Below are 19,265 nucleotides of genomic sequence, written 5' to 3'. Positions count from 1 at the left end.
ACCTACGATCATGGGCAGAGCGAGTTTGCGGGATCAATTGCTCGACGGTGCCGCCAGGGTGCTGCTGGAACGCGGCTACAACGCGGCCAGTGTCAACGACATCGTCGCGGAGGCGCACGTGCCGAAAGGCTCGTTCTACAACCACTTCCGCAGCAAGGAGGACCTGGGCATCGAGGTGCTGCGCCGGTACATCGACGAACTGGCACTGAACGAGCTCTCCACCAGCTCGAAACCGCCCCTCGAAGCGCTGCGGGAGCACGTCGATCGGGTCATCGAGCAGCGGGCGCGAGCCGGGTTGGCGTACGGATGCCTGCTCGGCAATCTCAGCACCGACGTCTCCGCGATCTCGGAGCCGCTGCGGGCCGAGGTCGATCGCGGCTTCGAGCTCTGGACGGGCGCGATCGCCGAGGTCATCGCGCGAGCCCAGCGCGCGGGCGAGATCACCAATGACATGGCCGCGGATGCGCTGGCGCGCTATGTGGTGGCGTCACTGGAGGGTGCCGTCGCGCGCGCGAAGGTGACGCTGACCTCCGAACCGATCTCCGACTTCCTGGCGATCACCTTCGACGCGGTTCTGCGCTGACGGTTCGCTCGCGACCGCACCATGGGGATGCGGTCGCGAGCGGTCGAAGGCGAAGACCGCAGCGCGCGCCGGCATGTCGCTCGGACCGTGGTAGCGTCAATCTAAGACGACCGGTCATATTGGCCGGATCGCGACAGTTCTCAGGAAGGCACAGCCATGTCGAACGAACGTGAAAAGGGCACCTACGGGACGTCCGAGATCCAGACCGTCCTCGCCGCGAACGGCGTCGACTACGCCTACCGCCGGGTCGGCACGCCATCGGCCGACGGCACCCCGCTGGTACTGCTCCAGCACTTCCGCGGAAACCTCGACAACTGGGATCCCTCCCTGATCGACCGGCTCGCCGCCGAGCGCGAGGTCATCGCGGTCGACAACGTCGGCGTCGGCGGCACGAGCGGCACCGCACCCGACACCGTGGAGCAGATGGCGGACGACGCGGTCGCATTCCTCGACGCCCTTCGGCTGCAGGTGGTCGACCTCTTCGGCTTCTCGCTCGGCGGCTTCGTGGCCCAGTCGATCGTGCTGCGTCACCCCGACCGGGTGCGCCGGCTGGTCCTCGCGGGCACCGGCCCCAAAGGCGCCCCGGGCATGGAGCAGTGGGCCGACGACGTGGTCGCGCACGTGGTCTCACCGGACGCCCCTGGAGCCGAAGACGTGCTGTACGTCTTCTACGCCCACACGGAGAGCAGCCAGTCCGCCGGCGGGGCCGCCCTCGGCCGCATCTTCGCGCGCCAGGAGGGCCGGGACGCCGAGACCTCGCTCGAGACGAAGGACACCCAGTACTTCAAGGCGATCCTCGACTGGGGCGTGCGCGACTGGAACGCCGTCGCCCGACTGGCGGACATCGCCCAGCCCACCCTGATCCTCCAGGGAGACGACGACATCATGATCCCGACCCGCGCCAGTCACACGCTGGCCGGCCTGATCCCCGACGCGCGTATCGTGATCTTCCCCGACGCCTCGCACGGGTCGATCTTCCAGCACCCGGACCGGGCCGCCGCGGAGACGCTGGCGTTCCTCAACGGCTGAGCGCACGCAGGAGCGGACCGCACGCCGACCACGCACGCCCGCCCCGCGGCGGCGATGACGGGCGGGACGTCCGAAACCATCGGTTTCGGACGTCCCGCCCGTTCGGTCGTCCGCCGGCCTGCAACGGTCGGGGAGATGGCGTTCATCGCGGCGCAGCGCTGCGCCGCGACATCCGTCGACTTCTGATCTGGTACTTGATCTGGTACAGTACCTTTCATGACCAAGGACAGCGCACCGGGCGCCGCATCCGACTTCGCGCCAGACGACGCCTTCGCCGCCGACCTGCTGCGCGGTCACACCGACACGATCGTGCTCGGCGTGCTCCGCGCGCACGACAGCTACGGCTTCGAGATCTACAAGCTCATCCGCGACGCCACGGGCGGCGCCTACGAGATCAAGGAGGCGACGCTCTACGCGAGCTACCGCCGCCTCCTCCGCGACGGGCTCGCCGAGGCGTACTGGGGCGACGAGTCGCAGGGCGGCCGCCGCAAGTACTACCGCATCACCGACGCCGGCCGGGCCGCGTTCACGCAGAACGTCGCCGCCTGGGTCGCCACCCGCACCATCATCGACTCCCTGCTGGGCACGCCCACCGCGCCCGCAGCCAAGAAGGGCTCCTGACATGACCGACCACCGCTCCTCCGGCGGCGACCTGCACCGACTGCTCGACGAGGCGTTCGCCGGCATCGAGGTCACCCCCGAGATCCAAGACCTGAAAGAAGAGATCCGCGGCAACCTGCTCGCCCGCATGGCCGAGCTCGAGGCATCCGGACTCCCCCAGGGTGACGCCGCGCGCAGGGCCGTCGCCGAACTCGGCGACGTGCGCGAACTCATCGACGGCGAGAGCCCCCAGAGCACCGCGGATGCCGCGAGCGCCGGTTCCTCGGTCGCCGCATCCGCCCGCGGGGCCGGCCGCTCCGAATCGGCCACGGCCGCAGCCCTCCGCAACCGCGTTCGACCCAAGCCCGGATTCGTGGTGCGCACCGTCGTGCTGTCGATCGTCGCGGCGGCCGCGCTGGTGCTGCTCGTGCTCGGCCTCACGCCGCTGCTGTCGCTCGGCGTCGGTGCGCTCATCGGCCTCGCCGCCGTCTTCGGCATCGCGCTCGGCGTGGTCACGGCCGACGCCCTCAGCCAGGAGACCACCACGAACCATCGCATGCCTGCGAGGCGCGCGACGGGCTACGGCGCGGCGACCGGTCTGCTGCTCGCGGGCCTCGCGTTCACGCCCGTCGTCATCCTGCACCTCGAGCTCGGCTGGCTCGTGCTCGCGGGCGCGGCCGTCGTGGCGGCGATCGGCGGCCTGAGTTACCTCGGTGCCACACAGACGAACCGCCACAAGCCGTGGGTCGTGCAGCAGCACCGCGACGCGGCATCCATCGGCACTCGCTTCGAAGACGACCCGGCGTCGGCCGCCCGCTTCGGCATCTACACCGCGGTCATCTGGACCGTCGCGTTCGTGGCGATCCCGGTCATCGGCTTCACCGCCGGTTGGATCTGGGCTCCGCTCGCCTTCGTCGGCGGCTTCGTGGCCATGATGCTCGTGCTCGCGCGCATGCTCTTCGGCGCGAGGGCCGACAAGGCCGACTGACGCGCTGCCGGGTGCCCGTTCGGTCGCGCCTAGACTGAACGGGCACTCGCGGGAGTGGTGAAATCGGCAGACACGCAGGATTTAGGTTCCTGTGCCTTCGGGCGTGAGGGTTCAAGTCCCTCCTTCCGCACTGGATCAGCCGGGCCGCGGCCCTCGCTCAGCCTCGGTCGACGACCGGCGCATGCGGCGCGGTCGGGCTCGACGCGAGCCAGCCCACCTCGGCGCCGCGTTCGAAGAAGTGCCGGAACGCGTCGACGATCGGGTTCCAGACCGTCGGGTCGATGTGCTCGCCCGTGCGGTCGAGGATCGCCGGGTCCGCGTGCACGCGCAGCACCTCGGCCTCCACCATGAGGTAGCTGCCGTCGAGGCCGGGAGTCGCCCGGCGCACGCGGGCCTCGAACTGCAACCGGCACTCGAGCACGCGCGGAGGCGTCACGAGCTCCGACGCCTGCGGCGTCAGCCCGGCCGCGGCGAACTTGTCGGCCTCGAACCGGTATCGGCGCCGCTTGGCCTCGGGCACCGCCGACCCGAATGTGACGGCGCCCCGAGAGCAGCCCGGGCGACCGCCCGAACTCGACCTCGCCGGCGACGCCGTGTGCTGGCTCTCACGGGTCTGCGACGACTGCGGCGCCCTCGTCGAGGGTGTCGGCGCGACCCCCTGCTGGCGATGCGGCACGGTGCTCGCCCGCGACTGACCGTCACACGGCGGCGGCCGCACACGCAGCGCTCACACGACGGGCGGCCCGGCCTCGATGCGGGCCCTGGCCTTCGCCTCGATCTGCTCGGCGGGCACGCTCCAGTCGGATTCGAGCCACCAGGTGACGCCGGCATCGGCCCAGGGCTTGACGGCCGCTGCTGCGGCCGCGGCATCCGTGCTGCTCGTCGTGCCCTCTTGAGTGATCGCATAGGGGCGCTCGGCGACGCCCGCGACCTCGCGTTCGCGACGGATCCAGGCGATGGCCTCGGCCGCGACCTCAGGCGTGTACCCGGATGCCTCGGGCGTGATCTCGGTGCCCGGCGGTGCGAAATTGGGGATCCACCCGTCGGCGAGCGCGGCACGCCGCATCGACTTCGGCCGCGGCCAGACGCCGACGACCCAGGTCGGGATGCGCGGTTGCTGAACGCTCGGCAGCGGCAGCATCTGATCGGTCTTCGTCGCCCGGTAGTGCGACCCTTCGTAGGCGAACGGCTCGCCGCGCCAGAGGTGCCCGAGCATCTCGAGCGACTCGTCGAGCAGCTGCGCCCGCTCGCGCCGGCCGGGGTCGGACTCGAAGATCCAGAAGCGCTGCTCGACCGCCTCGGGCACGCCGAGCCCGGCCGAGAGGATGACGCGCCCTCGTGAGAGCCGATCGACGGTCATGGTCTGCCCCGCGAGCTCCCACGGTCGCCGACGCGGCACGGGGGTCAGCATCGTGCCGAGACGGATGTTCGATGTCATGACGGCCGCCGCAGCAAGGGTCGCCCACGGATCGGTCGCCCAGATGCCCTCCCAGACGAAGAATCCGTGCCAGCCGTGCTGCTCGGCGAGTGCCGCGAGCTCGACGGCGACCTCGGGGTCGCTGCCGGTGTAGATGAACCCGTACTCCATGCCCGAGACGCTAGCCCCGCCCACCGACACACCACGACACCTCGCAGCGCATCGTCTAGGCTGTAAGGTAAGCCTTACTTTTGCACGCTCGATGAAGGATCCGCCCGATGACCATCGCTCCCCCCACCGAGGCCACGGCGGCCACCGAACCGCTCGACGTCGCCGCCCTCGTGCGCGCCGCGACCGCCGAAGACCACCGCAACGCCGAGACGCGCGGCTTCATCACCATGCTCATGGGCGGCGAGCTCTCGCTCGAGGACTACACCCGCTACCTGGCCCAGTTCGCCTGGGTCTACGAGGCCCTCGAGGAGCGCGGCAGCCGGGCCGGCGATCCCGACGTCTTCGACCCGAAGCTCGCGCGCCTGGCCGCGATCGAGTCCGACCTCGCGGCGCTCGGCGCAGCCGACTGGCGCGAGACGCACCCCGCACTGCCCGCGACGGCGGCCTACACGGCACACCTGCGCGCGATCTCCGACGACGACGTGCGCTACCTCGCGCACCACTACACCCGCTACCTCGGCGACCTGTCGGGCGGCCAGGCCATCGCCGCGCTCGTCGGCCGCCACTACGGCGCGACCCCCGAGCAGCTGAGCTTCTACGACTTCGACCTCGGCGACGAGGGCCCCGTGCGCTACAAGCGCCGGTACCGCGAGGCCATGAACGCGCTCGCGCTGCAGCCCGGTCAGGTCGACGTGCTGGTCGACGAGGCGAAGGCCTCCTTCCGCCTCAACGGGGCGATCTTCGAGGCCCTCGCGGCCTGAGCCCCGCTCCGCCCGATCCCTTCGCCGCGGCATCCGTTCAGTTGATGATCGGATGCCGCGGCGCCGTCATACCCGGGGATGATTTCAGGGTTCCCACCCAGTCGGTGCGCACCCCGGCTCGGTAGACTTCAACGACACCCACGCCGCCTGCGATCCGGCATCCGCCGTGTCCGACGACAGGAGCACGTTCCCGTGATCAACACCGCACTGATCCCATGGCTCGACCCCGAGACCATCATCGGCGGCGCCGGCCCGTGGGCACTGCTCGTCGTGTGCGGCATCGTCTTCGCCGAGACCGGCCTCCTCGTGGGCTTCCTGTTGCCCGGTGACACGCTCCTCGTGATCTCGGGCCTGCTCACCCACACCTCGCTCGTCTTCGGCGTCGACATCTGGTGGGTGTGCCTCGCGATCGGCTTCGCGGCGTTCCTCGGCGGCGAGGTCGGCTACCTCATCGGCCACAAGGCCGGGCCGGCGATCTTCGAACGCAAGGAATCCGGCATCTTCAGCGTCAAGAACGTCGAACGCACGAACGCGTTCTTCGAACGCTTCGGCGCCCTGGCCATCATCCTCGCCCGCTTCGTGCCCGTCGTGCGCACCTTCGCACCGGTCGCCGCCGGCGTCGGCCACATGAACTACCGCAAGTACACGCTCTACAACCTCATCGGCGCACTCATCTGGGGCGCGGGGCTCACCTACTTCGGCTTCCTCATCGGCTACATCCCGCCCGTCGCGGACTTCGTCAAGGAGTACATCGACCTCATCCTGCTGGCCGCCGTCGCCGGCACGGCGCTCGTCACGCTCTGGCACTACCTGCGCGAGCGTTCGAAGGCGAAGAAGGCCGAGGCTGCCGGCGAAGACGTCGTCACCGACGAAGACGAGGCCGAGCATCTCGTGCTCGACCCCGAGGTCTTCGAGCGCGGCCCCGAGGACCCTCCGCACGCGCACTGACTCCCGGGCCGAGGGCCGAGACCCCGAGCGAGCGGCTGCGACGACCTAGCGGTGCGAGCCCTGCTCCTGCTCCGCCCGCCCGGCGGGTTCGAGCTGGAACGTCGAATGCTCGACGTCGAAGTGCGCGGTGAGGCATCCGCCCAGCTCATCGAGCAGCGCCCCGGTGCGCCCGGACGCGAACACGTCGGCCTCGACCTCGACATGCGCCGAGAACACCGGCTGGCCCGAGGTGATCTGCCAGACGTGCACGTCGTGCACGGCCACCACGCCGGGCGTTCGCAGCAGGTGCTCGCGGATCTCCGCGACATCCGTGTCGGCGGGGGCCGATTCGAAGAGCACGTGCACCACGTCTCGCAGCAGTGAGATCGCCCGCGGCACGATGAGCACGGCGATGCCGATGGAGGCGATGGGGTCGGCCGCGTCGAAGCCCGTGAGCACGATCACGATCGCGGCGGCGATGACGAGCACCGAGCCGATGAGGTCGCCGAGCACCTCGAGGTACGCGCCGCGGAGGTTGATCGAGTCCTTCGCCCCGCCGCGGAGCACGAGCATCGCGGCGACGTTCGCGAGCAGGCCGACGACGCCGACGACGAGCATGCCGCCGCCCGCGACCTCGTGCGCCTCGCCCGTTGCGCCCTCGACGAGGCGGGAGATCGCCGAGACGGCGACCGTCACGGCGACCCCGGTCAGGATGACGCCGTTCACGAGCGCGCCGAGCACCTCGGCACGCCGATAGCCGTAGGTCTGCCGGTCGGTCGCCGGGCGAGCCGCGATGAACGCCGCGATGAGCGCGACCACGAGCCCGATGAGATCGCTCGACATGTGTCCGGCGTCGGCGAGCAGCGCCAGCGACCCGGTGAGCACCGCACCGACCACCTGCACGAGCAGGAACACGCCGATGATGGCGATCGCGATCCAGAGCCTGGTGCGATTCGCCGCGCCGTGCGCGTCTGCGTGGTCGTGCGAGTGTGCCATCCCCTCCAGCGTAGGCGCGGATGCCGCGACCTGCCCGTGATGGGAATGAGTCGCGTTCTCAGCGCGTGACCTCCCGAGCGCGCGCACGACGTTCCACGACATCCGCTCGACAGCAAGAGTTAGGGACCCTTATCATTCCGAGCATGCTGAGATCCCGCGCCCGGTTCGCGTCCGCCCTCATCCTCGTCGGATGCCTCGCCGTGGGACTCTCGGCATGCGGCGACGCGTCCGGCGACGCCGGCTCAAGCACGGCAGGGGCCGGGGCCGAGGACCGCCCCCAGTCGCCGAGCGAACGCTGCAAGGACACGGGCGTCGAGTCGAGCGCGATGTGGCTGCCCGTCGGCGAGTCGCGCTTCGATGTCGGCGTCGCGGGCTCCGGCACGACCACGGCGATCTTCACGCATCAGAACAACCAGGACGCCTGCGGGTTCTGGCCGTACGCCTCGACCCTCGTCGACGACGGCGTTCAGGTGCTGCTCGTCAACCTCTGCGGCTACGGCGAGACCGACTGCGCCGCGGGCGCCGACGTCGTCGACTCCGGTGCGGACGCGATCCTCGCCGCCGCCGACTGGGCTCGCGATTCGGGCGCCGAACGCGTCGTCTCGGTCGGCGCCTCGATGGGCGGCGCGACGGCGATCGCCGCAGGTGCCCGCGACGGCGCCGACGGCCGGCTGGACGCCGTCGCCGACCTCGCGGGCCCGATCTCCTTCGCGGGTTTCGACACGCTCGCCGTGGCGTCCACGCTCGAGGTGCCGTTGCTGCTCGCGGTATCGCCGCGCGACACGGTCGTGCGGGTCGAGAAGCTCCGGGAGCTCGCCGACGCCACGGCCAGCACCGACGTCACGATCATCAACGAGGGCGCCGGGCACGGCTGGTCACTGCTGCAGGAGGGCGGCGTCGGCGACTTCACCGAGTTCGCCGACACGCTCACCGCGTTCATCACGGGCTGAGCCGGCGAAGGGCTCGGATCCGTCGGTGTCTACATGCCCCGGTCGCCGACCAGCGCCGCGACCCGCTCGAGCTCGGGCAGGAGCTCGACGAAGGCCAGCGCGCGATGGCTCCGCGCGTTCTTCTCCTCTGGCAGCAGCTCGGCGGCCGTGACCTCGAGCCCCTCGGGTTCGAAGACGGGGTCGTAGCCGAACCCGTGCGAACCCCGCGGCTCGTAGCTCACGGTGCCGCGCCAACGGCCCTCGGCGACGAACTCGGATCCGCCGGCGATGAGCGCGTCGGGCACGACGAGGGCGATCGTGCAGCGGAACTCCGCGCCCCGGTTCGGTCGTGCGATGTCGGAGAGCTGGTCGAGCAGCAGGCGGCGGTTCGCCTCGTCGCCTGCGGCGTGACCGGCCCAGCGGGCCGACAGGATGCCGGGCGCCTCGCCCAGCAGGTCGACCACGATGCCCGAATCGTCGGCGAGGGCGATGCGTCCGGTGTGCGCGGCTGCCGCGCGCGCCTTGATGAGCGCGTTCGCGGCGAAGCTCACCCCGTCTTCGACGGGCTCGGGCCCGTCGTACGAGACGACGACGGCCTGCGGCATCCGCTCGCCGATGATGCGCTGGAACTCGGCGACCTTGTGCTGGTTGTGGGTCGCGAGCACGAACTCGAGGCTCACGCGCCCGCCTTCGCCTGGGCGAGCACGGCCTTCTGGATCTCGGTGAGCGAGGCGGTGCCGCCGAGCGCGAGGTCGAGCAGCGCATCGAGCTCGCGGCGGTCGAACGGCGCGCCCTCGGCGGTGCCCTGCACCTCGACGAAGAGGCCGCGGCCGGTGGCGACGACGTTCATGTCGGTCTCGGCGCGCACGTCTTCGACGTAGGCCAGGTCGAGCATGGGAGATCCGTCGATGATGCCGACCGACACGGCGGACACGGTGTCGATGAGCGGCGTCGCCTTCTGGCCGATGAACTTCTTGCCGCGCGCCCATTCGACGGCGTCGGCGAGCGCGACGTAGGCGCCCGTGATCGCGGCGGTGCGGGTGCCTCCGTCGGCCTGCAGCACGTCGCAGTCGATCTGGATCGTGTTCTCGCCGAGTGCCTTCATGTCGACGACGGCGCGCAGGCTCCGGCCGATGAGCCGGCTGATCTCGTGCGTGCGACCGCCGATGCGGCCCTTGACGGCCTCACGGTCGTTGCGCGTGTTCGTGGCCCGCGGCAGCATGGCGTACTCGGCCGTGACCCAGCCCTTGCCCTTGCCGGCCATCCAGCGCGGCACGCCGTTCGTGAAGCTCGCCGTGCAGAGCACCTTGGTGCGGCCGAACGAGATGAGCGCGCTGCCCTCGGCGTGCTCGCTCCAGCCGCGCTCGATGCTCACCTCGCGGAGGTCGTCGGGTGCGCGGCCGTCGGCGCGGACGATGGGGGCGGATGCCTCGGTCATGCGTTCTCCTGTCGAAGTCGGCCGCGGTTCATGGTGAAGCTGCGGTCTGGAATGGTGACCGCGCCCGTCTCGACGAGCTCGACGCTCGGGATCTCGGGGGCGATGAGTCGGTGGGCGAGGTCGAGGAACGCGCTCGTGGAGCCGCCCGTCGCCTCGTATCGGTAGGTCGGCGGCATCGCCGAGCGGCGCTCCATGCCGGTGCCGACGAGCACGCGGTACACGTCGTTCGCGGTCTCGACGTCGCTCGAGACGAGCGAGACGCGCTCCCCCATGACGTACGAGATCGCGCCCTTGAGGAACGGGTAGTGCGTGCAGCCGAGCACGAGCGTGTCGACGTCGGCTTCGCGCAGCGGCGCGAGGTACTGTTCGGCGACCGCGAGCAGTTCGTCGCCGCTCGTGACGCCCGCCTCGACGAACTCGACGAACCGCGGGCAGGCGACGGTGTGCAGGTCGAGGTGCGGCGCCGCGGCGAACGCGTCGTCGTAGGCGCGCGACGAGATCGTGCCCGCGGTGCCGATGACCCCGACGCGGCCGTTTCGGGTCGTGGCGACCGCGCGCCGCACGGCGGGCTGGATCACCTCGACCACGGGCACGTCGTAGCGTTCGCGCGCGTCGCGCAACATGGCCGACGAGGCCGTGTTGCAGGCGATGACGAGCATCTTCACGCCCTGCGCGACGAGGTCGTCGAGCACCGCGAGCGCGTAGCCGCGCACGTCGGCGATGCGCTTCGGCCCGTAGGGCGAGTGCTCGAGGTCGCCGATGTACAGGATCGACTCGTTCGGCAGCTGGTCCTTCACGGCTCGGGCCACCGTGAGCCCGCCGACGCCGGAGTCGAAGATCCCGATCGGTGCATCCGTCACAACTGACCAGCTTAGGCGAGGCCGCGGATGCCTCGCCCACGACCTCGTCCGCAGCGTCGGCCACCGGGCCGGCTCCACGGTGCCACTAGGCTGACCGGGTGACCGGGTCTGCTGCGTTGTTCACCGACCGATACGAGCTCACGATGGTGGATGCCGCGCTTCGCGATGGCACCGCCCACCGTGAGAGCCTCTTCGAGGCGTTCGCGCGCCGCCTGCCCGACGGCCGCCGCTACGGCGTCGTCGCGGGCACCGGGCGCCTGCTCGAGCTGATCGACCGCTTCAGGTTCGACGACGCCGAACTCGAGTGGCTCCGCGAGAACCGGGTCGTGCGACCCGAGACCCTCGACTGGCTCGCCGACTACCGCTTCACCGGCGACATCCACGGCTATCGCGAGGGCGAGGTCTACTTCCCGGGCTCGCCGCTGCTCACCATCCGGGCCAGCTTCGCCGAGGCGGTCGTGCTCGAGACGCTCGTGCTCTCGACGCTCAACTTCGACTCCTCGGTCGCCAGCGCCGCGGCCCGCATGGTCTCCGTCGCCCTCGGCCGCCCGATCGCCGAGATGGGGTCGCGGCGCACCAACGAGCGGTCCGCCGTCGCGGCCGCGCGCGCCGCGTACATCGCCGGGTTCGACGCGACCTCCAACCTCGAGGCCGGCCGCACCTGGGGCATCCCGACCATGGGCACCGCCGCGCACGCGTTCACGCTGCTGCACGATTCCGAGGAGCAGGCGTTCCGGGCGCAGGTCGACGCCTTCGGGCCGAAGACCACCCTGCTCGTCGACACCTACGACATCCGTGAGGGCGTCGAGCTCGCCGTTCGCGTGGCGGGCCCCGAACTCGGCGCCGTGCGCATCGACTCGGGCGACCTGCCCACCGTCGTCGCCGCCGTGCGCGAGCAGCTCGACGAACTGGGCGCCGTGGGCACGAAGATCACGGTGACGAGCGACCTCGACGAGTTCACGATCGCGGGGCTCTCGGGCGCCCCGGTCGACTCGTACGGCGTGGGCACCTCGGTGGTCACCGGGTCGGGCTCCCCCGCAGCCGGCATGGTCTACAAGCTCGTCGCCCGGCGCGACGACGCCGGCGAGTGGGTCTCCGTCGCCAAGGCATCGGCGTCGAAGGCGAGCGTCGGCGGACGCAAGAACGCCGCCCGCCGGCTCGATTCCACGCGCACGGCCCGCGAGGAGCTCGTGTTCATCGGCGACGGCCCCGGCGGCGAGGCCGAGTTCGAGGCGGGTTCACGGCTGCGGCCGCTCCTGGTGCCGCTCATGACCGAGGGCGTCGCGGATGCCGCGTACCTCGGCGCCTCAGGCACCGCGGCCGCGCGGGCGCATCGGGCCGAGGCGATGCAGGAACTGCCGATCGAGGCGTTCCGCCTGGGGCGCGGTGAGGCCGCGATCCCGACGACGTACCGCTGAGCCGGGTTCGGGCCGTGAACGCGGGGCGAGCCTCGCTCAGCCCTTCTTCATGCGCTCGTAGATCTCTTTGCAGGTCGGGCACACCGGGAACTTCTCGGGGTCGCGACCCGGGGTCCACTTCTTGCCGCAGAGCGCCTTGACGGGCTTGCCGGTCATCGCGGACTCGAGGATCTTCTCCTTCTTCACGTAGTGCGAGAAGCGCTCGTGGTCGCCGGGTTCGATCGCCTCGTCCTGCAGGAGCTTCTCGAGCTCGCGATCGAGGACCGACGTGCCCCCGCCCGTGGAGTCGGGGTCGGCGATGCTGGCGGAGACGGGCGCGATCATGACCACGATTCTACGTGCTGCGCGAGCGCGCGCACCCCGAGTCCGACTCCGGCGGAGCGTCAGGCGCGCAGGGCCGCCCCGAGGATCTCGGGCCCGCGGCGGTCGAAGATGCGCCCGCCGGCGAAGATACCGACGATGAGCACGATCACGCCCGCGGCGGTGCCCGCGGTGAACGACAGGGCGTGCCAGCGCACGTCGTCGGTGAGCCCGAGGTAGGCGAACCAGATCGCCGGTGCGGCGATGAGCGCCGAGCCGAGCATCGTGAACGACTGCACGAGCGCGGAGATCGTGCCCGTGGACTGCGGCTGCTGGAACGGCGAGTCCCCCGGCTTCACCGCCGGGTACGGCAGCCACGCCGAGCTGATCGAGCCGATGCCGAGCCCGCCGAAGAGCAGCGCCGTGCTCACGCCGATGAGCGAGGGCAGCACGGTGTCGTCGTCGAGTGCGAGCAGGGTCACTGCGGAGCCCACGCCGATCACGAGGACGCCGCCGATGATGACGGGCACGAGCCGGCCGAGGCGGTCGGCCGAACCGCGCACGCCCGAGACGACGTGCAGCCAGACGGCGGTGCTGTCGTAGGCGGTGTCGTTGTGCAGGGTCCAGCCGAGCAGCAGGCACACGAGCGGAACGGGGATCAGGGCCGTCACGCTCAGCGGGAACCCGGCGAGCGTGAGCGGCACGAGCACGAGCAGCGGCACGAGCGGCAGCATCACGAGCGAGACCCAGTACCTCGCGTCTCGGCCCCAGTAGGTGAAGCTGCGCGCCGCGACGGCACCGGCCGGCGTATGCGGCATCCGATCGAACCAGCCGAGGCCCCGATACTGCTTGGCGGATGCCTCGCGGCCGGGCGTCACGAGCATGCGGGCGACGAGTGCACGCCAGGCCAGCCAGAGCACCCACAGCGTCGCGGCGGCGATGAGGAGCTTCAGGATCGCGGCGCCCCAGGCGCCGGCCGCGGCGTCACCGGGCACGGCGAATGCGGCGCCGAGCGGAGTCCAGCCGAGCACCCCGGCGATGCCCTCGAGCACCAGCAGGCCGCTCGAGGCCCAGTCGAGGGTCGCCAGCACGACGATCACGGGCGAGAGCGCCACGATGACGACGAGGCCGAGCACGCCGCCGATCTCCTTCGCGCGTCTCGTGGAGAGCAGCAGCGAGGCGATCGAGGTGGCCACGCGGCCGACGAGCAGGCAGGTGGCGAAGGCGAGCGCCGCGCCGAGGATCGCGAACAGGATCTCGCCGAACCCGCGTGACCACGTCACCACCGTTCCGAGCAGCACGATGCCGAGCGCCGTGGCCGGGATGCCGATCGCGGCCGCGAAGGCCAGCCCGAGCGCGAGCGTGCGGTCGGGCAGCCCGAAGAGCGCGAACCGTCGCGGATCCATGGTGTCGTCGACGCCGAAGAGCAGCGGGAAGACGATGAACCCGACCACGGTGGCGCTGCCGGCCACGATGAGCCCGTCGCGGATGAGCGTGACGTCCTCGACCGTGCGCAGGCCGACGAGCGCGACGAAGAGCAGTGCCGCGAGGCCGAACCCGTAGAGCAGTCCGAGCGAGACGCCCACGACCTGCCATGGGCTGCGCTGGAAGATGTTGCCGAGCAGGCGCAGTTTCAGTCGGAGAAACTGTGCAACCATTCCATGCCCTCCGCTGCCGTGCGCCCACCGGCGAGTTCGACGAATCGGTCTTCGAGCGTCTGTCCGGCGCGCACCTCGTCGAGGGCTCCGGATGCCAGGACCCGGCCTCCGACGATGATCGCCGCGGAGTCGCAGACGCGTTCGATGAGGTCCATGCCGTGACTGGAGAGCACGACGGTCCCTCCACCCGCGACGTAGCGCTCGAGGATGTCGGTGAGGTTCGCCGCGGACACCGGATCGACCGACTCGAACGGCTCGTCGAGCACGAGCAGTCGCGGAGCGTGGATCATGGCGCAGGCGAGCGCGATCTTCTTCGTCATGCCCGCCGAGTAGTCGGCGACGAGGCGGTCGACCGCGTCGTCGAGTCCGAACGCGGCGATCAGGTCGGCACTGCGCTCGCGGACCGTGCGGTTGTCGAGGCCCCGCAGCGTTCCCGAGTACGAGAGCAGCTGGGCGCCCGTGAGCCGGTCGAAGAGGCGGAGGCGGTCGGGCAGCACGCCCGTGGCGCGCTTGGCCGCGTTCGGATCGGCCCAGGCGTCGATGTCGTTGATGCGCACGCTGCCCGCATCGGGCCGGAGGAGTCCGGTGACCATCGACAGGGTCGTGGTCTTGCCCGCGCCGTTGGGGCCGACGATGCCGTAGAACGACCCGGCCTTGACGTCGAGCGAGATGTGGTCGACCGCGGTGTTGCCGCCGAAGGTCTTGACGAGTCCGTCGATCGCTAGCACGCGCGGAGCGTCGGCCGGAGGTGCCGCTCGCGCGACGCGGAGCGTGCGCTTCTTGCGCGTCGTGGACTTCTGCGGCGCCGCGATCACGGCGACCGCGACGTCGTGCGATCGGTCGGCGTCGCGTTCGACCGACGGTGCCGCGGGCGCCACGGGAGCGGGCGCGGCCGCAGTGACGACCTCCGGTGCCGCCGCCGTGGCGGGCGCCACCGGCTCGGCGGGCGCAGCCTCGGTCGCGACAGGCTCGGGGGCGGGTTCAGGTTCGGGCGCCGTGCGCTCCGGTGCAGGTGCAGGTGCCGGCGCCTGCGCGGGTGCCTCGACCGTCGCATCCGCGGGAGCGGCGCTCGCAGCAGCAGCAGTTGCAGCCGCTGCCGCACGCGAACCCGCCGTGCTTCGCGGTTGCTTCGCCTCGGGCGTCGGGCGTTCGTTCGTCGTCTCGTCGATCGCATCGACGGCCGCCGTGGATTCGACCACGGCCTCGGGGACCACCGGGTCCGGCGTCTTGCGGGCCGGACGCTCCGCGGCCGTCGTCTCGGTGGCCATCGATGCGGCGACCCGCTGGGTCTGCCGCTTCTTCGCCGCTTCGGATGCCGCGCGGCTGCGTGCGCTCGGAGCATCGCTCTTGGCGGTGGTGCGCGTGGTGCGCGCAGACCTCGCGGCCGTGCTGCGGGCCGACGCGGCACCTGCCGACGCCTCGCGCGACGCCGCCGTGCGCTTGGACGCGACCTGTTCGGCGTCGGACCTCGCCGCGGACTCGGCCTCGGCGGCCGCCTTCTTCGCCGCGGCGGCCGCACCGGTTGCGCGCTTCGCGGGCGCCTTCTTCGCGGGCGCCTTGGCCGACGTCGCGGCGGTGGTCTTCGATGCCGGGGTCTTGGCCGAGCCCGCCTCGGCCGAGCCCGCCATCGTCGCGGCCGGCTTCGTGTCCGCGGCATCCGCTGCGGTCTCGGTCCCCTTCGGTGCGGCCTTCTTCGCGGCCGGGCGACGGGCGGCCGGTCGCTTCGCAGACGCGGGCGTGGCCGCATCGCCGGTCGCGCCACTCGAACCCGAGCGCGCGCTGGACGTTCCCCCCTCGGCAGACACCCCCGTGCCCGTGCCTCCGGGAGTTTCGTCGTCGTATTCTGAGCGCGAAACGGAAGTCACCCAGACAACCTACCAACCTCGGTGCTCCCGGCGCGCCTGAGCGGGGCTGCGGCGCGCCCCGGGCGGCTGTGCATTCCCTGTGCGCCGCATCACGATCCGACTACGACCGCGAACTCGTTCAGCGGGATGCAACCCCCGCCCGCTACGCTGGATCACGGCATAACGGTGTGTCTTCAACAGATCTTCCGGGTGAACCGCACGTAAATTCTCGTCACGAACCGATCCTCTTCACGGGCATCGGCTCGAAGCGAGGGTTTCGCGGCATCCGAACCATCGAAGGAGAAGCAATGACCACCCAGATCGTGATTCTGGCGGCCGGCATGGGGAGCCGGCTCGGGCGATCCCTCCCCAAGCCGCTCACCGAGCTCAGCGACGGCCGCACCATCATGGGCCAGCAGTTCGACAACATCGAGCACGCATTCGGCTCCAACGCGAACGTGACCATCGTCGTGGGCTACAAGCTCGAGCACATCATCGAGGCGTTCCCGCAGGCATCGTTCGTCTACAACGAGGAATACGACCAGACGAACACGTCGAAGTCGCTCATGCGCGCCCTGCAGGCGTCGCAGTCGGGCGGCGTCCTCTGGATGAACGGCGACGTCGTGTTCGACCCGCGCATCCTCGACCGTGCGCTGCCCTTCATCGCGCGCGACCAGTCGTTCGTCACGGTGAACCACGCCAAGGTCTCCGACGAAGAGGTCAAGTACACGGTCAGTGCCGAGGGCTACGTGAAAGAGCTCTCGAAGACCGTCAAGGGCGGGCTCGGCGAGGCCGTCGGCATCAACTACATCGCCTCGCGCGACAAGGCCGCGTTCCTCGCGCACCTGCGCCGGGTCGGCGACCAGGACTACTTCGAGCGCGGCCTCGAGCTCGCGATCGAGAAGAACGGCCTGCTCATCGAGCCCATGGACATCTCCGACCTGTACGCGGTCGAGATCGACTTCGCCGAAGACCTCGAGCGGGCCAACCACTTCGTGTAATCACGATCGGTACGAATCACCACACAGCAGTGAAGAGCGGATGCCACGAGGCATCCGCTCTTCGCATGTCGGGCGTTCTCGCGCTCGCGCCTTCTACCGGGCGTCCGCGCCTGCGCCGGCTTGAGCCACGCCCGCCTTGGCGAGCCGGGCGGCGATGAGTCGGCCGATCCACGTGAACAGCACCGGGCTCAGTACCCAGAGCGGCAGGGCGATCGCCCAGGCCCAGAGCGTGTAGTGCTCGGCGCCGAGGGCGAAGAACACGCCGACGGCGAGCACGACGCCCGAGAACACGGCCGCGATGTAGAACATCCACGGCTGCCACCGGCGATACGCGGTGATGAGGAACGGCAGCTCGATGAGCGCGCCGACGAGCAGGCCGGTGCCGACGAAGCGGCCGATCCACCACGGCGCGAACACGGCGCCGACGAGACCCGCGATGACGCCCGCGAGCACCGCGGTGCCCGGGCGCTTCAGCAGCGCGAGCGCCACGATGCTCGGCAGGAAGTGCGCGCCGACGGTCACCCCGTAGAACAGCGGGCCGAATGCCGCGAAGGCCGCGGCGAGGTATCCGGAGGCGCCTGCGACGAGACCGCCGCCGACGCCGATGGCCGCGCAGCTCAGCAGGACCCGGGTCGTTGTACGCCGCACGACGCTCCTCTCAGACGGTGCCCCTGTCGGCACCGCTACAAACCTACCGCCGCGTGGCATCTACGATGAGATCGTGATGAGCACCACCACCTCGGTCGCGTACGGCGACGCCCACCCGTTGCAGCGCACCAGGTGGTCGCGCTACCGGCATTCGCTGTGGCTGCTCACGACCCGCGACCTCAAGGTGCGCTACTCGACGTCGGCACTGGGCTACGTGTGGTCGGTGCTCGACCCGCTCGTGATGGCCGGCATCTACTGGTTCGTGTTCACCCAGGTGTTCCAGCGCCCAGGGCAGCCCCCGTACATCGTGTTCCTGCTGACGGCGCTGCTGCCGTGGATGTGGTTCAACGGCGCCGTGTCGGACTCGACCCGGGCGTTCCTGAAGGATGCCAAGCTCGTGCGGTCGACGATGATCCCGCGCACGATCTGGGTCAACCGCATCGTGCTCTCCAAGGGCATCGAGTTCCTGCTCGCGCTGCCGGTGCTCGCACTGTTCGCGATCGTGTTCGGGGCGCATGTCGGTTGGGAGCTCGCCCTCTTCCCGCTCGCGATCGTGCTGCAGGCCGTGCTGACCGCGGGCGTCTGCCTCATCGTGGCTCCGCTCGTCGTGTTCTTCCGCGACCTCGAGCGCGCGGTCAAGCTCATACTGCGGTTCCTCTTCTACGCGTCGCCGATCATCTACGGCATTTCCGACCTGCCGAGCCAGTTGCACGTGTGGGCCGCGTTCAACCCCCTGTCGGGCATCTTCGGCCTCTACCGCTCGGCGTTCTTCCCGCACGAGCTCAACTGGTTCGACGTCGGCATCGCCGCCCTCATGTCCGCGGCCATCCTCGTGGTCGGGCTGCTCGTCTTCCGTGGCAGCGTGCGCCAGGTGCTGAAGGAGATCTGATGACGGATGCCACGGCCCCCCGCCCTGTTCCCGGACGCGTGCCCGCCCCGGGTACGGCATTGAACGCGCCGTACGCGATCCGCGTCGACGGCCTCGGGATCCGGTTCCGACGCAATCGGCGCGGGCGGCGCTCGTTCAAGGACCTGCTGTCGGGTCGTCGCCGCCGCACGCGGCCCGATGAGTTCTGGGCGCTCCGCGACGTCTCGGTCACCGTGCGCCCCGGTGAGGCGATCGGTGTCGTCGGCCGCAACGGACAGGGCAAGTCGACCCTGCTGAAGCTCGTCGCCGGCGTGATGATCGCCGACGAGGGCACCGTCGAGGTCACGGGCGGTGTCGCGCCGCTCATCGAGATCACCGGCGGATTCGTCGACGATCTCACGGTGCGCGACAACGTCTACCTCACGGCCGGGCTGCACGGCATGACGAATCCGCAGATCGACGCGAAGTTCGACGAGATCGTCGAGTTCTCGGGCGTCGGCGCGTTCCTGGACACGCCGTACAAGCACCTCTCGAGCGGCATGAAGGTACGCATCGCGTTCGCCGTCATCTCGCAGCTCGACGAGCCGATCCTGCTCGTCGACGAGGTGCTCGCCGTCGGCGACAAGGCGTTCCGCGAGAAGTGCTACGCGCGCATCGAGGAGCTGCTCGCCGGCGGACGCACGATGTTCTTCGTCTCCCACAACGAGCGCGACCTGCGTCGGTTCTGCACGCGCGGGCTCTACCTCGACAAGGGGGCGCTGCAGCTCGACGGCCCGATCGACGACGTGCTCGACCGATACAACGCCGATCAGGGCACGGCGTAGGACGC

The 19,265-nt window shown here is 70.5% G+C and carries 21 protein-coding genes and 1 tRNA gene; 12 read left to right on the top strand and 10 right to left on the bottom strand.

The genetic code is table 11. The features are described from left to right. The first annotated feature begins 10 nt into the window (after window positions 1-10). From AC3IPY_RS07835 to AC3IPY_RS07815, 5 genes are all read left to right on the top strand, one after another. Window positions 11-583, top strand: coding sequence for a TetR/AcrR family transcriptional regulator (locus AC3IPY_RS07835; RefSeq protein ID WP_489187829.1), 573 nt, complete (start codon window positions 11-13; stop codon window positions 581-583). A 156-nt stretch (window positions 584-739) separates the two neighbouring features. Next, on the top strand, window positions 740-1,612 hold the full coding sequence (locus AC3IPY_RS07830) for an alpha/beta fold hydrolase (RefSeq protein WP_489187827.1): 873 nt from the start codon (window positions 740-742) through the stop codon (window positions 1,610-1,612). Window positions 1,613-1,828: 216 nt separating this feature from the next. Beyond that, a complete protein-coding gene (locus AC3IPY_RS07825; RefSeq protein ID WP_489187826.1) occupies window positions 1,829-2,233 on the top strand; it encodes a PadR family transcriptional regulator in 405 nt (134 codons plus the stop codon). A gap of 1 nt (window position 2,234) precedes the next feature. Continuing rightward, window positions 2,235-3,200: a permease prefix domain 1-containing protein gene (locus AC3IPY_RS07820; RefSeq protein ID WP_489187824.1), complete on the top strand. Its 966-nt coding sequence runs from the start codon at window positions 2,235-2,237 to the stop codon at window positions 3,198-3,200. A gap of 48 nt (window positions 3,201-3,248) precedes the next feature. Beyond that, window positions 3,249-3,330: transfer RNA gene (locus AC3IPY_RS07815), tRNA-Leu, on the top strand. Between the two features lie 27 nt (window positions 3,331-3,357). On the opposite strand, the gene AC3IPY_RS07810 is transcribed toward AC3IPY_RS07815, so the two are convergent. Together AC3IPY_RS07810 and AC3IPY_RS07805 are read right to left on the bottom strand one after the other, a co-directional pair. Beyond that, window positions 3,358-3,720, bottom strand: a complete 363-nt coding sequence (locus AC3IPY_RS07810) for a hypothetical protein (protein ID WP_489187822.1) — start codon at window positions 3,718-3,720, stop codon at window positions 3,358-3,360. Between the two features lie 207 nt (window positions 3,721-3,927). Continuing rightward, window positions 3,928-4,788 carry an LLM class flavin-dependent oxidoreductase gene (locus tag AC3IPY_RS07805; protein ID WP_489187820.1) on the bottom strand — a complete coding sequence of 287 codons (861 nt, stop codon included), beginning with the start codon at window positions 4,786-4,788 and terminating at the stop codon, window positions 3,928-3,930. 107 nt (window positions 4,789-4,895) lie between these two features. On the opposite strand from AC3IPY_RS07805, the gene AC3IPY_RS07800 reads away from it, so the two are divergent. Next, window positions 4,896-5,549 (top strand): biliverdin-producing heme oxygenase, encoded by a 654-nt coding sequence (locus tag AC3IPY_RS07800; protein WP_489187818.1) that lies wholly within the window; start codon window positions 4,896-4,898, stop codon window positions 5,547-5,549. Window positions 5,550-5,741: 192 nt separating this feature from the next. Beyond that, window positions 5,742-6,497 (top strand): DedA family protein, encoded by a 756-nt coding sequence (locus AC3IPY_RS07795; RefSeq protein WP_489187816.1) that lies wholly within the window; start codon window positions 5,742-5,744, stop codon window positions 6,495-6,497. 45 nt (window positions 6,498-6,542) lie between these two features. Here AC3IPY_RS07795 and AC3IPY_RS07790 read toward each other — a convergent pair whose 3' ends face one another. Further along, on the bottom strand, window positions 6,543-7,472 hold the full coding sequence (locus AC3IPY_RS07790) for a cation diffusion facilitator family transporter (protein ID WP_489187814.1): 930 nt from the start codon (window positions 7,470-7,472) through the stop codon (window positions 6,543-6,545). 143 nt (window positions 7,473-7,615) lie between these two features. Between AC3IPY_RS07790 and AC3IPY_RS07785 the strand changes: the two genes are divergently transcribed. Next, window positions 7,616-8,422 (top strand): alpha/beta hydrolase family protein, encoded by an 807-nt coding sequence (locus AC3IPY_RS07785; RefSeq protein ID WP_489187812.1) that lies wholly within the window; start codon window positions 7,616-7,618, stop codon window positions 8,420-8,422. A gap of 29 nt (window positions 8,423-8,451) precedes the next feature. On the opposite strand, the gene rdgB is transcribed toward AC3IPY_RS07785, so the two are convergent. Genes rdgB through murI form a run of 3 tightly spaced genes read right to left on the bottom strand, consistent with a single transcriptional unit; the run spans window position 8,452 to window position 10,699 of the window. Beyond that, window positions 8,452-9,081 carry an RdgB/HAM1 family non-canonical purine NTP pyrophosphatase gene (gene rdgB / locus AC3IPY_RS07780; protein WP_489187810.1) on the bottom strand — a complete coding sequence of 210 codons (630 nt, stop codon included), beginning with the start codon at window positions 9,079-9,081 and terminating at the stop codon, window positions 8,452-8,454. Continuing rightward, entirely contained in the window at window positions 9,078-9,839 is a 762-nt protein-coding gene (gene rph / locus AC3IPY_RS07775) for a ribonuclease PH (RefSeq protein ID WP_489187808.1), read from the bottom strand. Before rph ends, rdgB begins: the two co-directional genes overlap by 4 nt. Next, a complete protein-coding gene (gene murI, locus AC3IPY_RS07770; RefSeq protein WP_489187807.1) occupies window positions 9,836-10,699 on the bottom strand; it encodes a glutamate racemase in 864 nt (287 codons plus the stop codon). Before murI ends, rph begins: the two co-directional genes overlap by 4 nt. Before the next feature lie 98 nt (window positions 10,700-10,797). On the opposite strand from murI, the gene AC3IPY_RS07765 reads away from it, so the two are divergent. Beyond that, on the top strand, window positions 10,798-12,117 hold the full coding sequence (locus AC3IPY_RS07765) for a nicotinate phosphoribosyltransferase (protein WP_489187805.1): 1,320 nt from the start codon (window positions 10,798-10,800) through the stop codon (window positions 12,115-12,117). A 36-nt stretch (window positions 12,118-12,153) separates the two neighbouring features. On the opposite strand, the gene AC3IPY_RS07760 is transcribed toward AC3IPY_RS07765, so the two are convergent. Genes AC3IPY_RS07760 through AC3IPY_RS07750 form a run of 3 tightly spaced genes read right to left on the bottom strand, consistent with a single transcriptional unit; the run spans window position 12,154 to window position 15,880 of the window. Beyond that, window positions 12,154-12,441, bottom strand: coding sequence for a DUF3039 domain-containing protein (locus AC3IPY_RS07760; RefSeq protein ID WP_156997561.1), 288 nt, complete (start codon window positions 12,439-12,441; stop codon window positions 12,154-12,156). 59 nt (window positions 12,442-12,500) lie between these two features. Then, the gene (locus AC3IPY_RS07755) at window positions 12,501-14,075 is read right to left on the bottom strand and encodes a hypothetical protein (protein ID WP_489187803.1); all 1,575 of its coding nucleotides are present in this window, start codon (window positions 14,073-14,075) and stop codon (window positions 12,501-12,503) included. After that, window positions 14,051-15,880, bottom strand: coding sequence for an ABC transporter ATP-binding protein (locus tag AC3IPY_RS07750; protein ID WP_489187802.1), 1,830 nt, complete (start codon window positions 15,878-15,880; stop codon window positions 14,051-14,053). The genes AC3IPY_RS07755 and AC3IPY_RS07750 overlap by 25 nt, the downstream gene beginning before the upstream one ends. Before the next feature lie 347 nt (window positions 15,881-16,227). Here AC3IPY_RS07750 and AC3IPY_RS07745 point away from each other — a divergent pair, with 347 nt between their 5' ends. Then, on the top strand, window positions 16,228-16,920 hold the full coding sequence (locus AC3IPY_RS07745) for a phosphocholine cytidylyltransferase family protein (RefSeq protein ID WP_489187801.1): 693 nt from the start codon (window positions 16,228-16,230) through the stop codon (window positions 16,918-16,920). A 93-nt stretch (window positions 16,921-17,013) separates the two neighbouring features. Here the strand turns inward: AC3IPY_RS07745 and AC3IPY_RS07740 are convergent, their stop codons facing one another. After that, entirely contained in the window at window positions 17,014-17,568 is a 555-nt protein-coding gene (locus AC3IPY_RS07740; protein WP_489187800.1) for an ECF transporter S component, read from the bottom strand. A gap of 76 nt (window positions 17,569-17,644) precedes the next feature. Here AC3IPY_RS07740 and AC3IPY_RS07735 point away from each other — a divergent pair, with 76 nt between their 5' ends. After that, complete coding sequence (locus tag AC3IPY_RS07735; RefSeq protein ID WP_489187798.1) at window positions 17,645-18,457, top strand: ABC transporter permease; 813 nt, start codon at window positions 17,645-17,647, stop codon at window positions 18,455-18,457. After that, complete coding sequence (locus AC3IPY_RS07730) at window positions 18,457-19,260, top strand: ABC transporter ATP-binding protein (RefSeq protein WP_489187797.1); 804 nt, start codon at window positions 18,457-18,459, stop codon at window positions 19,258-19,260. Before AC3IPY_RS07735 ends, AC3IPY_RS07730 begins: the two co-directional genes overlap by 1 nt. The last annotated feature ends 5 nt before the right edge of the window (window positions 19,261-19,265 follow it).

The sequence above is a fragment of the Agromyces sp. GL_144 genome (genome assembly GCF_057834305.1).
The sequence above is the reverse complement of the archived record's forward strand: the minus strand, read 5'-3'. Positions and strand labels throughout refer to the sequence as shown.